The 13,795-nt window shown below is 65.7% G+C and carries 12 protein-coding genes; 4 read left to right on the top strand and 8 right to left on the bottom strand.

Annotated features, from left to right (window positions below):
* Positions 1-35: 35 nt before the first annotated feature.
* The 3 genes from folP to Q0319_RS06005 form a co-directional block, all read right to left on the bottom strand.
* On the bottom strand, positions 36-815 hold the full coding sequence (folP, locus tag Q0319_RS06015; protein WP_296469506.1) for a dihydropteroate synthase: 780 nt from the start codon (positions 813-815) through the stop codon (positions 36-38).
* Positions 816-1,073: 258 nt separating this feature from the next.
* Entirely contained in the window at positions 1,074-2,960 is a 1,887-nt protein-coding gene (gene ftsH, locus Q0319_RS06010; protein ID WP_296469500.1) for an ATP-dependent zinc metalloprotease FtsH, read from the bottom strand.
* A 78-nt stretch (positions 2,961-3,038) separates the two neighbouring features.
* Complete coding sequence (locus Q0319_RS06005) at positions 3,039-3,689, bottom strand: RlmE family RNA methyltransferase (RefSeq protein ID WP_296469498.1); 651 nt, start codon at positions 3,687-3,689, stop codon at positions 3,039-3,041.
* Between the two features lie 125 nt (positions 3,690-3,814).
* On the opposite strand from Q0319_RS06005, the gene Q0319_RS06000 reads away from it, so the two are divergent.
* Positions 3,815-4,546 (top strand): YhbY family RNA-binding protein, encoded by a 732-nt coding sequence (locus Q0319_RS06000; RefSeq protein ID WP_299451429.1) that lies wholly within the window; start codon positions 3,815-3,817, stop codon positions 4,544-4,546.
* Here the strand turns inward: Q0319_RS06000 and Q0319_RS05995 are convergent.
* Positions 4,495-4,920: a DUF4149 domain-containing protein gene (locus Q0319_RS05995; protein ID WP_296469826.1), complete on the bottom strand. Its 426-nt coding sequence runs from the start codon at positions 4,918-4,920 to the stop codon at positions 4,495-4,497. The genes Q0319_RS06000 and Q0319_RS05995 overlap by 52 nt on opposite strands.
* Positions 4,921-4,945: 25 nt before the next feature.
* Positions 4,946-5,422, bottom strand: coding sequence for a transcription elongation factor GreA (greA, locus tag Q0319_RS05990; protein ID WP_296469823.1), 477 nt, complete (start codon positions 5,420-5,422; stop codon positions 4,946-4,948).
* A 383-nt stretch (positions 5,423-5,805) separates the two neighbouring features.
* Here greA and Q0319_RS05985 point away from each other — a divergent pair, with 383 nt between their 5' ends.
* On the top strand, positions 5,806-7,068 hold the full coding sequence (locus Q0319_RS05985) for a mechanosensitive ion channel (RefSeq protein WP_296469820.1): 1,263 nt from the start codon (positions 5,806-5,808) through the stop codon (positions 7,066-7,068).
* A gap of 50 nt (positions 7,069-7,118) precedes the next feature.
* Here the strand turns inward: Q0319_RS05985 and carB are convergent, their stop codons facing one another.
* Positions 7,119-10,355, bottom strand: a complete 3,237-nt coding sequence (gene carB / locus Q0319_RS05980; RefSeq protein WP_299451428.1) for a carbamoyl-phosphate synthase large subunit — start codon at positions 10,353-10,355, stop codon at positions 7,119-7,121.
* A gap of 147 nt (positions 10,356-10,502) precedes the next feature.
* Positions 10,503-11,648: a glutamine-hydrolyzing carbamoyl-phosphate synthase small subunit gene (gene carA, locus Q0319_RS05975; protein ID WP_296470332.1), complete on the bottom strand. Its 1,146-nt coding sequence runs from the start codon at positions 11,646-11,648 to the stop codon at positions 10,503-10,505.
* Between the two features lie 284 nt (positions 11,649-11,932).
* On the opposite strand from carA, the gene tal reads away from it, so the two are divergent.
* Complete coding sequence (tal, locus tag Q0319_RS05970) at positions 11,933-12,889, top strand: transaldolase (protein ID WP_296470331.1); 957 nt, start codon at positions 11,933-11,935, stop codon at positions 12,887-12,889.
* Between the two features lie 16 nt (positions 12,890-12,905).
* Positions 12,906-13,124, top strand: coding sequence for a SlyX family protein (locus tag Q0319_RS05965; RefSeq protein ID WP_296470329.1), 219 nt, complete (start codon positions 12,906-12,908; stop codon positions 13,122-13,124).
* Positions 13,125-13,173: 49 nt separating this feature from the next.
* Here the strand turns inward: Q0319_RS05965 and recR are convergent, their stop codons facing one another.
* On the bottom strand, positions 13,174-13,785 hold the full coding sequence (gene recR, locus Q0319_RS05960) for a recombination mediator RecR (protein WP_296470326.1): 612 nt from the start codon (positions 13,783-13,785) through the stop codon (positions 13,174-13,176).
* Positions 13,786-13,795 lie beyond the last annotated feature (10 nt).

Raw genomic sequence — 13,795 nt, 5'->3', positions numbered from 1 at the left:
TCCGTCAATCTCGCCGCGCGTTGCAGCGTCCGCCCTCACGCGTCCCCAACTTGCACGGCCTGCCATACCTTGAGCGCATCGACCGTGGCGGCGACGTCGTGGACCCGCACGATGGCGGCGCCGCGGGCGACGGCGGCGAGCGCCGCCGCAATGCTGCCGGCAAGCCGCTCCCCGACTGGCCTGCCCGTCACCGCGCCTATCATGGTCTTGCGCGATACGCCGATTAAAAGCGGATAACCCAGGGCTCCGATAGTCGGCAAACTACGCAACAAGTCGTAGTTGTGAGCCGTGGTCTTGCCGAACCCGAAGCCGGGATCGAGGCAGATCCGGCCCGGATCCACGCCCGCCGCCTCCAGCCGCTGTGCCTGCTCCCGCAGGAAGGCGCCGACCTCTCCCGCCACGTCCGCATACGCGGGCGCCTGCTGCATGGTCCGGGGCTCGCCTTGCATGTGCATGACGCAGAGCCCGCAGTCCGAGCCCGCAACCGCTTCGATCGCACCGGGCTGCCTGAAGCCGTAGATGTCGTTGATCATGTCCGCGCCGGCCTCGATCGCTGCCCGCATCACGGCGGGCTTGAAGGTATCGATCGACAACGGCACGCCGCTATCCCGCAGCGCCTCGATCAGCGGCAGCAGCCGGGCGAGCTCTTCCTCCAGCGGCACGGGCTCGGCCCCCGGCCGCGTGGACTCGCCCCCGATGTCCAGGATGTCCGCCCCTTCGTCGATCAACCGGCGCGCATGGGCAATGGCCGCATCGGGCGCCAGGTGGCGCCCGCCATCCGAAAACGAATCAGGCGTCACGTTGACGATGCCCATGATCCGGGGACGCGAGAGGTCCAGGGTGAAACGGCCGCAGCGCACCTGCCGGCGCGGCGCCGCGTGGACGCCGGATGGAGAGGCCAACTCACCCGTGGTATCGCTGCCGACGGCTCGAGCCCCGGCGGAAGATGAAAAACGCTGCATGCAAACTTCCCGCTATCAGGAGCCGGAAACAGGAAGGGCGGCCCTCAGGCCGCCCGTCAAACTAACGATTCCCCGTGGCGTGGAGATACGCCGCGGGCCGCGCAGGCCCGACTATGCCGGAGCCGTCGCGTTCTGCGCCACCCCGCCAGGGCTGGGCGGCGTGTTCGGCGGCGTGTTCGCCGAATCAGAGGTCTTGGGCGGACGCGGCGGACGGCCCTCGACGATGTCGTTGATCTGGTCGGCGTCGATGGTTTCCCACTCGAGCAAGGCCTTGGCCATCGCCTCGACCTTGTCGCGGTTCTCCTCGAGGATCTTGCGCGCGACGGCGTACTGTTCGTCGATGATGCGGCGGATCTCGGCGTCGACCTTTTGCATGGTCGCCTCCGACACCTGGGTCGTCTTGGTGATGCTGCGGCCCAGGAACACCTCGCCCTCATTTTCCGCATAGACCATGGGGCCCAGCGTATCGGTCATGCCATAGCGGGTGACCATGTCGCGCGCGATCTGGGTGGCCCGCTCGAAGTCGTTCGAGGCCCCCGTGGTCATCTGGTTCATGAACAGTTCTTCCGCGATGCGCCCGCCGAACAGCACAGCGATGGTGTTGAGCATGCGCTCCTTGTCCATGCTGTAGCGATCGCTCTCGGGCAGCTGCATGGTGACGCCGAGCGCGCGGCCACGCGGGATGATGGTGACCTTGTGCACCGGATCCGTCTTGGGCAGCATCTTGGCGACGATCGCATGGCCGGACTCGTGATAGGCGGTGTTGCGGCGCTCCTCCTCGGGCATGACGATGGAGCGGCGCTCGGCGCCCATGATGATCTTGTCCTTGGCCTTCTCGAAGTCCAGCATGTCCACGGTGCGGCCGTTGCGGCGGGCGGCGAACAGGGCCGCCTCGTTTACCAGGTTGGCCAGGTCGGCGCCGGAAAAGCCGGGCGTACCGCGCGCCAGGACAGTGGCGTCCACGTCGGACGAAACCGGCACTTTGCGCATGTGGACCTTCAGGATCTGCTCGCGGCCGCGAATGTCGGGTAGCGGCACCACGACCTGGCGGTCGAAGCGGCCGGGGCGCAACAAGGCTGGATCCAGCACGTCGGGACGGTTGGTCGCGGCGATCACGATGATGCCTTGGCCGGTTTCGAAACCGTCCATTTCCACCAGCATCTGGTTCAGCGTCTGTTCGCGCTCGTCGTTGCCGCCGCCCAGGCCCGCGCCGCGCTGGCGCCCGACCGCGTCGATCTCATCGATGAAGATGATGCAGGGGGCGTGCTTCTTCGCGGTCTCGAACATGTCGCGCACCCGGGCCGCGCCCACGCCCACGAACATTTCGACGAAATCCGAGCCGGAGATGCTGAAGAACGGCACCTTGGCCTCGCCGGCGATGGCGCGCGCCAGCAGCGTCTTGCCGGTTCCGGGCGAACCGACCATCAGCACGCCGCGCGGGATGCGGCCACCCAGCTTCTGGAACTTGGACGGATCGCGCAGGAAATCCACCAGCTCCTGCACGTCTTCCTTGGCCTCGTCACACCCGGCGACATCGGCAAAGGTGACGGTGTTGGAATTCTCGTCCAGCATGCGGGCGCGGGACTTGCCGAAGTTGAACGCGCCACCACGGCCGCCGCCCTGCATCTGCCGCATGAAGAATATCCAGACGCCGATCAGCAACAGCATCGGGAACCAGGAGACGAATATGCTCATGAAGAGCGACGGCTCCTCCTTGGCCTTGCCCGAGACTTCGACGCCATACTTCATCAGGTCGCTGACCAGCCAGAGATCGCCGGGAGACGTGATGGTATAGGGACGGCCCTCGGTGGGCGTGACGTTCAAGACGTCTCCCTGGATGTCGACTTTCCGGATACGGCCCGCCTTGGCCTCTTCCATGAATTGGGAATAGGACACGGTGTCCTGCGGGCGGGTGCGGCCTTCGAACTGTTTGAAGACGGTAAACAGTACGAACGCGATTACCATCCAGACCGCGACTTTGGAGAACATGTTGTTCAAGGTCGATCTCCTACTTGGATTGCCGATCGGTCGACCTGCCGGAAAATCCGGCCCGATCGGACACTAAGTCCGATTCTACTATTGTCCGCCGCGGGGAAACTTCAGCCCGGCCCCGACGAGGAAAGTTTCGGCAGATTTGTCGCGCGACGCCTTGGGCTTGCGCTCCACCACGCGTCGGAACGTCTGCTTGAAACTCTGCACGATCTGGGAAAAGCCGCTCCCATGAAAAGCCTTCACGATGAGGGCGCCGTCCGGCTTGAGGTGCTCCTGGGCGAACTCCCGCGCCAGGTCGCACACGTGCTGGATCCGGGCGGCGTCCGCGACACCCACGCCGGATAGATTGGGAGCCATGTCCGAAATCACAAGATCCACCGGCTGGTTCCCCAGCAGCGACTCGAGCTGGCGCAGCACGTCTTCCTCGCGAAAATCCCCCTGGATGAACTCCACGCCGGCGACCGGCTCCATGGGCAGCAGGTCCAGCGCGATGATCCGTCCCCGAATCGTTCCCCCGGGGCCGGCCAAGCGCTCGCGCACCACCTGGGACCAACTCCCCGGCGCGGACCCGAGGTCGATCACCACGTCTCCCGGCTTCAGGAGTTTCTCGGTATCCAGGATCTCGATGAGCTTGAAAGCCGCCCGCGCCCGGTAGCCCTTCTGCTGCGCCAGCTTCACATAAGGATCGTTGATGTGCTGGTGCAGCCAATTCTTCGAAAATTTGTTCTTTGCCATAGTTGCCCAGTTTCCTGGGTCCGTCTGTGGTAAATCCGATATGAAATGCGGGCAAGCCGCCAATAAGGGGAGCATACTGCGGCCCAGGCATCCCGCCCCGCCCCGGCCTCCCGTACAATCTGGAAATGCCAGTCCTTGACCTCAATTCCCAACTGCGCAGCGCCCTGCGGGCCGCTGCCCACCCGCTCAAGCCCGTCGTCCTCATTGGCGACAAGGGGCTGAGCGACTCCGTACTCCAAGAAATCGACCGCAATCTCGCGGCCCACGGCCTGATCAAGGTCCGGGCGGGAGGCGAAGACCGCGCCGCGCGCGACGAACTGCTCTACCGGATCTGCGAGGAGCTCTCCTGCGCCCCGGTGCACCACCTGGGCAAGATCTTCATCCTGTACCGGCCCACCGAACGCGATCCGGACGCCTCCTCGCTGCTCGGCGGGCGCAAGGGCAAGTCCGACGCGAGCGAGCTCGGCACGGGCGCGCGCAAGGGCAACGAAGCCTACGTGCCCAAAAAACTGGCGGTAGCCGGCAAGTCCGCCCCCGCCCGTGGGCGCAGCGAGCGTCCTGGGCGCGAGCGCGAAGGCCCGATGACGGCCAGGGAGCGCTACCTGGGCAGCGACAAGCCTGCCCGGCCCTCCACCCGGGAGGAAACCGGCTCCCGCCGCGGCGCAGCCCGCAAGGCGGCGCCCAAGCGCCCCGGCGGGCTGGGTTCGACGCTGGGAGCGGCGCGCACCCCCGCGGCCAAGCGCTCCGGAAGCGCGCTCTCGCTGCGGGCCGGCGCCCGCGGGCGCGTACGGCCAGCCGCCGGCGCTCAGCGCACCACTGCCACCAGCCGCAAGGCCAAGACGGCCACCAAGAAGTAGAGCACGCTCGATACCCCGTGCCAGGTCCCGAAATCCGCCCATGCGGGAACGGCCTGGCCGGCGGCCATCAAGGCCCGGCCATAATCCATGACGGGTCGGGCACCGAAGTATCCGACTCCCACGCCTACCGCCATGAGCAGGACGGTGCGCCTTCCCCGCGCGCCGAGCGGAAGTCCGCCGCCAATCCGGTCGAGCAGCAGCATCGCCAGCGCGGCCAGCAATCCCCCGTAGGCCAACAGCCGAAACAGCGACCCGGCCGTCGCAGCCGCCCGCATGGGTTCCAACTGGGCAAAGAGCAGGGGCACGACCAAGCCCCCCACCGCCCAGAGCGTGCCGCACCACAGCGCGGCTACCAGCCGTACCAGCGTCGCCATCGTTACGCGCTCTCCCGCATGCGCCTCATTCGTAGCGCACGTCGAGGATTTCGTATTCCCGGACGCCGGACGGGGCCTGGACTTCGGCGACGTCGCCTGCCGATTTCCCGATCAGCGCGCGGGCGATCGGGCTGGAAATAGAGATGAGGTTGGCGCGTATGTCTGCCTCATCGTCGCCCACCACCTGGTAGGTCACGCGTTCGCCGGTTTCGAGATCCTCCAAGTCCACCGTCGCGCCGAAGACGATGCGGCCTTCGGCATCGAGCTCGGCGGGATTGATGATCTGCGCATTCGACAGCTTGGCCTCGAGCTCCTGGATGCGGCCCTCGATGAAGCCCTGTTTTTCCTTGGCGGCGTCGTATTCGGCATTCTCGGAGAGGTCTCCTTGCGCACGGGCGTCCGCGATGGCGTTGATCACTGCGGGACGCTCCACCGTCTTCAAACGGTGCAGCTCTTGTTTCAGGCGCTCGGCACCGCGCACGGTCAGCGGAATAGCAGCCATGTGTACTTCCTTTTTACGTCTGGTGTGGAATGCCTCCCGCCGGCACTCGCTGCGCCCGCCCCGCGTCTAAGGCGGGGGGCGCAAGAGGGCGGGAGGAAAAGAAAAATAAAACCCCGGTTCGATCAGGAACCGGGGCGATCTGGGTAGATTGTCCGAAAACTCGGCAGAACGTGCAAGCGCCCCCGGCCAAACATTACCCTTTGATACCCAAGGGATAACCCTGAAACGCCTACCGAACGCCCGGCCCCACCGGCCGGCCAAGGCATTCGAGCGAGTCCTACGCGCCGGGCCTAAGCACATCCCGCGGTTGGCATGACGGAGTCCCTACTCTATTCTGAATATGCGGTTCATACCTTACGGATAACGATCAGAGGAGTGCAACCATGTTCGACAATCCACCGCGTATCGGCTACCTGCGCGATCAATTCACGGCGTGGGGGCCACGCATATTGTTGGCGATCGTCATCCTGGTCGTCACGCATTTTGCGGCCCGTGGAATCAAATGGGCCGTAGTGCGCGCCGTCGGCGCGCTGCCGTTCGTTGCCCGGGCCACCCCCCGCCCCGGGCCCACGCTGGCTGAATCGCTGGGCACGCTGGCTTATTGGCTCGTATGGCTGGTGGGCCTGGTCGTCGCCATGGAGCCCCTCGGCCTGGACCAGGCCATGGACCCCATCCGGGCCCTGACCCACGAAGTATTCTCGTACGCCCCCCAACTGATCGGCGCGGCGCTCATCTTCATCGTGGGCCTGATCTTCGCCAAGATCGCGCGCAACATCGTCGAGACGGCATTGGGCGCCATCCACTTCGACCGCATCGGGACGCGGCTCGGGCTGTGCAAGCCTACCCAAGCCGCAGAGGGCGACAACCGATGCGCGGAATCGCTGATCCGGGCATGCGGCGCCATCGTCTTCACGCTCATCATTATTCCGGTGTCGATCGCGGCGCTGCAAACCCTGGGGATCACCTCCATCGTCACGCCTACCGTGACCGTGCTGGAGACGGTGCTCGCCGCCATTCCGCGAATCGTGGCCGCGGCACTGCTGCTCGCCATTGCCTTCGTCATCGCCCAGTGGGTACGCCAGCTGATCGCCAACACGCTCGCCTCGCTGGGCTTTGACCGCGCCCTGTCGAGCCTGGGCGTATTCGGCTCATCGCCCGCCCCGTCCTCGGTGGCAGCCACGGTGGCTTTGATCGCCATCATGCTGTTCGCCGCGATCGAAGCCGCCCGCCTGTTGAATTTCGACACCGTCGCCGTCTTGCTGACAGAGGTCACCGAGCTCGGCGGGCAGGTCGTCTTCGGCAGCGTCATCATCCTCGTCGGCGTGATCATGGGGCGCATCGTTGCACGCATCGTCGGCGACTCCGTGGGCGAAAGCGGCCTTCCCTCCGTGCTGAAGTACGCCATCATCGCGCTGGCGGTCGCGATCGGCTTGCGGTTCATGGGGTTGGCCAATGAGATCGTCAACCTGGCCTTCGGCCTGATCCTGGGCGCCGCCGCCGTGGCATGCGCGCTGGCGTTCGGCCTCGGCGGACGCCAAACGGCGCACGAGCTCCTGCAAAAATGGACGGCACAACGGCCGTCCATTTTGCGCAACCCTGAGTCCGGACAGGATCGGTCGACGTCCTCTCCCGAAGACGGGGCCTAAGCCTGCGCAGGCCGCCCCCCATGCCGGAGGGCGGCCTGGGCGGGTGGCGACTACGCCACCGAGCGGTGCAGCTCCTGCAGCGAGTAGACCTGCAGGCCGGCCCCCTGGCGCATGTACTGCATGCCTTCGACCGCTGCCCACGCGCCCGCCACCGTGGTGTAGTAGGTGACGCGCGAAGCCAGCGCCGAGGTCCGGATGGCGCGGGAGTCCGCAATGGCATTGCGGCGCTCTTCCACCGTGTTGATCACGAGCGAAATCTCGCCGTTCTTGACCATGTCCACGATGTTGGGACGCCCCTCCGTGACCTTGTTCACGACCTTCACCGGGATGCCCGCCGCTTCGATGGCCGCAGCGGTGCCGCGCGTTGCCACCAGCGAGAAGCCCAGCGCGTGCAGGCCGCGCGCAACGGCGATGATCTTGCCCTTGTCTTCGTTCTTGACGCTGATGAATGCCGTGCCATCGTCGGGCAGGCGCACGCTCGCGGCCAATTGTGACTTCACGAAGGCTTCGCCGAAGCTATAACCCACGCCCATCACCTCGCCGGTAGACTTCATCTCGGGCCCGAGAATGGTATCCACTCCCGGGAACTTGACGAACGGGAACACGGCCTCCTTGACCGAGAAATACTTGGGCGTGATCTCGCTGCCCAAGCCCTGTTCGTCGAGCGAGCGGCCGGCCATGGCGCGAGCGCCGATCTTGGCCAGCGGCAGCGACGTCGCCTTGGAGACGTACGGCACGGTCCGCGAGGCGCGCGGGTTGACCTCCAGCACGTACACCGTTCCCTGCTGGATCGCGAACTGGACATTCATCAGGCCGACCACGTTCAGCGCACGCGCCATCAATCCGGTCTGGCGCTTGATTTCCTCGATGAGCTCGGCAGACAGCGAGTACGGCGGCAAGCAGCACGCCGAGTCGCCGGAATGGACGCCGGCCTGCTCGATGTGCTCCATCACGCCACCGATGAACACGCGCTTGCCGTCCGACAGGCAATCGACGTCCACCTCGATCGCATCGTTCAGGAAGCGGTCGAGCAGCACCGGCGAATCGTTGCTGACCTTGACGGCCTCGCGCATGTAGCGCTCGAGGTCCTTCTGCTCATGCACGATTTCCATCGCGCGGCCGCCCAGCACGTAGCTGGGGCGCACCACCAGCGGATAGCCGATTTCCTGGGCAAGGGCCAGCGCCTCCGCTTCGGTGCGCGCCGTGCGGTTGGGCGGCTGGCGCAGGCCGAGCTTTTGGAGCAGCTTCTGGAACCGCTCGCGGTCTTCTGCGATGTCGATGGATTCCGGGCTGGTGCCGATGATGGGCACGCCGTTGGCCTCCAGCGCCTTGGCCAGCTTCAGTGGCGTCTGGCCACCGTACTGGACGATCATGCCGACGGGTTTTTCCTTCTCGACGATCTCGAGCACGTCCTCGAGGGTCAGGGGCTCGAAATAGAGTCGGTCGGACGTGTCGTAGTCGGTGGAGACGGTTTCCGGGTTGCAGTTGACCATGATGGTCTCGTACCCGTCTTCGCGCAACGCCATGGCCGCGTGCACGCAGCAGTAATCGAACTCGATGCCCTGCCCGATCCGGTTGGGGCCGCCGCCCAGCACGATGATTTTCTTGCGGTCGCTCGGATTGGCCTCGCACTCCTCTTCATACGTGGAGTACATGTAGGCGGTGTGCGTGGCGAACTCGGCCGCGCACGTATCCACCCGCTTGTAGACCGGACGCACGTTGAATTGGTGGCGCAGCTTGCGCACCTCGGTTTCCGTCGTGTCGAGCAGGTACGCAAGGCGGCGATCGGAGAATCCCTTGCGCTTCAACTGCCACAGGGTATTGCGGTCGAGGTCGGCCAGCGTTTTTTTCTCCAGCGCAAGCTCGATGTCGACGATTTCCTTGATCTGCGCCAGGAACCACGGGTCGATGTGGGTCAGCGCATGCACCTCTTCCAGCGTGAAGCCCTGCGCGAACGCGTCGCCCACGTACCAGATGCGTTCCGGCCCAGGCTCGCCCAGTTCGACCTCGATGCGCTCGCGGTCCGTGGTCTTCTGGTTCAGGCCGTCCACGCCGACCTCCAAGCCGCGCAGCGCCTTCTGGAACGATTCCTGGAAGGTCCGGCCGATGGCCATCACCTCGCCCACCGATTTCATCTGCGTGGTGAGGTGCGCATCGGTCTGCGGGAATTTCTCGAACGCGAACCGCGGCACCTTGGTGACGACGTAGTCGATGGTGGGTTCGAACGAAGCCGGGGTGGCGCCGCCGGTGATGTCGTTGCGCAGCTCGTCCAGCGTATAGCCGACGGCGAGCTTGGCCGCGACCTTGGCGATGGGGAAGCCCGTGGCCTTGGAAGCCAGCGCCGACGAACGCGACACGCGCGGGTTCATCTCGATCACGATCATGCGGCCATTGGCCGGATTGACCGCGAACTGCACGTTCGAACCGCCCGTGTCGACGCCGATCTCGCGCAGCACCGCGAGCGAGGCGTTGCGCATCAGCTGGTACTCTTTGTCCGTCAGCGTCTGGGCGGGCGCGACGGTGATCGAGTCGCCCGTATGGATGCCCATGGGGTCGAGGTTCTCGATCGAGCAAACGATGATGCAGTTGTCGGCCTTGTCGCGCACGACCTCCATCTCGAACTCTTTCCAGCCGACGAGCGACTCCTCGATCAGGAGTTCGCTCGTGGGCGAAGCTTCCAGGCCGCGGCGGCAGATGGTCTCGAACTCCTCGGCGTTGTAGGCAATGCCCCCGCCCGTCCCGCCCAGCGTAAAGCTCGGGCGGATCACCACCGGGAAACCGCTGGAGCCGGTCTCTTCGGCGATGCGGCGCTGCACTTCCCAGGCTTCGTCCATGGAATGCGCCACGCCCGACTTGGCCGACTCCAGGCCGATGCGGGTCATCGCTTCCTTGAACTTCTGGCGATCCTCGGCCTTCTCGATGGCTTCCGCGTTGGCGCCGATCAATTCGACGCCATACTTGGCCAGCACCCCGTGGCGGTCGAGATCCAGCGCGCAGTTGAGCGCGGTCTGTCCGCCCATGGTGGGCAGCAGCGCGTCGGGACGCTCCTTCTCGATGATTTTTTCCACCACCTGCCAGGTGATCGGCTCGATGTAGGTGACGTCGGCCGTCTCCGGGTCCGTCATGATCGTGGCCGGATTGCTGTTGACCAGGATCACCTTGTACCCCTCGGCCTTCAGCGCCTTGCAGGCCTGCGCGCCGGAGTAGTCGAACTCGCACGCCTGGCCGATGACGATCGGGCCTGCGCCGATGATGAGAATGCTTTGAATATCTGTACGCTTGGGCATGATGGTACGGTCAACCTTGTTGTTCGACGCGCTTCGGGAAGCGAGAGGCCTGACGCCGGTGCGGCCTGCTTGGCGTGCCGCGGATGCGGCCTCGCCGCTCCGCCGGCACCACCCCTACGGGAGAGAAAGAAGCGCGCAGGAGTGAGTTCATCCTTTGCTGTTTTGCATCAGGTGCGCGAACCGATCGAACAGCTCGATGATGTCGTGCGGGCCGGGGCTGGCCTCGGGATGGCCCTGGAAGCAGAACGCAGGGCGATCGGTCAATTCGAAGCCCTGCAGCGAACCGTCGAACAGCGACACGTGCGTGACGCGCGCATTGGCCGGCAAGGTCGCGGGATCGACGGCAAAGCCGTGGTTCTGGCTGGTAATGAACACCCGGCCGGTGGTGACGTCCTTGACCGGGTGGTTGGCGCCGTGGTGCCCCAGCTTCATCTTGAGCGTCTTCGCGCCCACCGCCAACCCCATGATCTGGTGTCCCAGGCAGATGCCGAACAGCGGGATCTTGCGCTCGAGGCAGACGCGCGCGGCCTCGATGGCATAGTCGCAGGGCTCGGGATCGCCAGGGCCGTTGGCCAGGAACACGCCGTCGGGGTTCAGCGCAAGCACGTCCGCCACCGGCGTCTGGGCGGGCACCACGGTCACGCGGCAGCCGCGGTCGACCAGCAGGCGCAGGATGTTCCACTTCACGCCGAAGTCATAGGCCACGACGTGGAAACGACCGTCGCCCCTGGGCGCATGGCCGGCTCCCAGTTTCCATACGCCCTCGCCCCACTCAAAGGACTCCCCGACCGAGACCACCTTGGCCAGGTCCAGCCCCGACATGCCGGGAAACTCGCGCGCCAGCCGCAGGGCCTCCTGCTCGTCGCTGCCCACGTACACGCAGCCATTCTGGGCGCCTTGGTCGCGCAGGATGCGGGTAAGCTTGCGGGTGTCGATCCCGGCGATGCCCACCACGTTCTGCTCGACCAGATATTCCGACAGCGAGCGCTGCGCGCGGAAGTTCGAGACGATCAAGGAATAGTCGCGCACCACCAGGGCGGCGGCATGGATCTTGGCCGCTTCGCGGTCTTCGTCATTGATCCCGACGTTGCCGATGTGCGGGTAAGTAAGCGTTACGATCTGGCGGCTGTAGCTGGGATCCGTCAGGATCTCCTGATACCCTGTGATGGCGGTATTGAATACGACTTCGCCCACGGCATGCCCCGGCGCGCCGATGGACGTGCCACGAAAGATCGTGCCGTCGGCAAGCGCCAGTATCGCGGGAGTAGTCTCGGGAAAGAGAGACGGCAGCAAGAGAGAATCTCCGAGTCGAGTCCTCCTCCCGAGGGTACGCCAACGGGCGCCGCAGCCGCCTCGGCCGCTCGCGCGCAGCCGCGCTTGCGCTGGGCTGGTGCGGTTGACGGCTAGCCGGCTTTGCCTGGTCATTCGCGGCACCGCTGAGTCGCCCACGCAAGGGAAACGCGCGGGCGGGCGGGTCTGCCATGGCAGCAGAGTGGGTACGCGCTAGGGAAGGACGTGAAATGTGAACGTCAAACCTTACAATTATAACCCATGGAACAAGAACTAACGGAGGAACCGTGTCCAACCAGCTTGAATCCCTGAGGCGCCATACGGTCGTGGTGGCCGACACCGGCGATTTCGAAGCCATGCGGGCCTTCCGCCCCACCGACGCGACCACGAACCCGTCGCTCATCCTCAAGGCGGTACAAAAAGAGGCCTACCGCCCGCTGCTGGAGCGCACCGTCCGCGATTTCCGCAGTGCATCGGCAGCAGAATTGATGGACCGGCTGCTCGTGGCCTTCGGCATCGAAATCCTGGGCATCGTACCCGGCCGGGTTTCGACCGAGGTGGACGCCCGGTTGTCCTTCGACACCCGCGCCACGATCGAACGCGCGCGCTCCATTATCGCTTGCTACGAGGCCGCCGGCATACCCCGCGAACGGGTGCTGATCAAGATCGCCTCTACCTGGGAAGGCATCCAGGCTGCACGCGTCCTGCAGTCGGAGGGCATACGCTGCAACATGACGCTGCTTTTCTCCCTCGTCCAGGCGGCGGCCTGCGCCGACGCGGCGGTCCAGCTCATCTCGCCTTTCGTCGGCCGCATCTACGATTGGCACAAAAGGGCGCTGGGCGCACAATGGGACGAGGCGAAATACGGCGGCGCGAACGATCCTGGCGTGCAGTCGGTCACCCGCATCTACCAGTACTACAAGAAGCACGGCATCGCCACCGAAATCATGGGCGCCAGCTTCCGCAACACCGGCCAGATCCTCGCCCTGGCAGGCTGCGACCTGCTCACGATCAGCCCCGAGCTGCTGGCCGAGCTGGAAGGCGCGCAGGGCGACGTGCCGGCCAGGTTGACGCCTGAGCTGGCCCAGGCCGCCGACATCCCTCGCGCGGACGTCTCCGAGGTCGCGTTCCGCACCCAATTGAACGAGGACGCCATGGCGACCGAAAAACTGGCCGAGGGCATACGCGTATTCGCCGCGGACGCCGTCCGCCTGGACGCCATCATCGAGCAAGCGCGCGGATGAACGGACTCACGAACGCATGACGACATCCGACATCGAACGGCGGCTGACTGAGCTGGAAATCAAGGCAGGCTTCGCGGAAGACCTACTGGACCGTCTCAACCAGACCGTTTTTCGCCAACAGCAACAGATCGAGCAACTGGCGCGCGAGCTGTCGGCCCTGCGCAAGCAGATAGCCGATGCGGCGGTGCCTGGCGCGCCGCGCAGCCTGCGCGACGAAATCCCGCCTCACTACTGACCCGCCACGAGGCGAGCCCGCGCCGGTTGGCCCCGGGCGGGCACCGCGGCTACGGTGCCCGCCGGTCCATCAGCGCCCAGGCGATAGTCCCGGCGTCCACGTACTCCAGTTCGCTGCCCGCCGGCACCCCCCGCGCCAGCCGCGTGACGCCCAGGCCCCGGGCGCGCAGGGCCTCGGCCAGATAATGCGCGGTCGTCTCGCCCTCGGTCGTGAAATTGGTCGCCAGGATGACTTCCTTGACCTGACCGTCCGTGGCCCGCTCGATGAGGCGGTCGAACCCGATTTCATTCGGCCCCACCCCTTCGATCGGCGAGAGCCGACCCATCAGCACGAAATACAGGCCGTTGTAGCTGTGGCTCGCCTCGATCATGTTTTGGTCGGCCGGCGTTTCGACCACGCACAGCAGGGAGGCATCGCGCCGCGGGTTGGCGCAGGTCTCGCAGATCTCGGATTCGGTAAAGGTGTTGCAGCGCGCGCAGTGGCGCAGCCGGGAGACCGCATCCACCAGGGCCTGGCTGAGCAGGCGCGCGCCGTGCGGATCGTGCTGCAACAAATGGTAGGCCATGCGCTGGGCCGACTTGGCGCCCACGCCGGGAAGGCGCTTGAGTGCATCGACCAGCACCGACAGCGGCGCCGGCCCGACGAATTTGTCGGCGGCCATGGATCCCCGC

Origin of the sequence: uncultured Pigmentiphaga sp., assembly GCF_937950555.1 — a bacterium.
Taxonomy (GTDB): Bacteria; Pseudomonadota; Gammaproteobacteria; order Burkholderiales; family Burkholderiaceae_B; genus Pigmentiphaga.
Note: the sequence above shows the minus strand (reverse complement) of the source record. Positions and strands in the feature narration are given on the sequence as shown.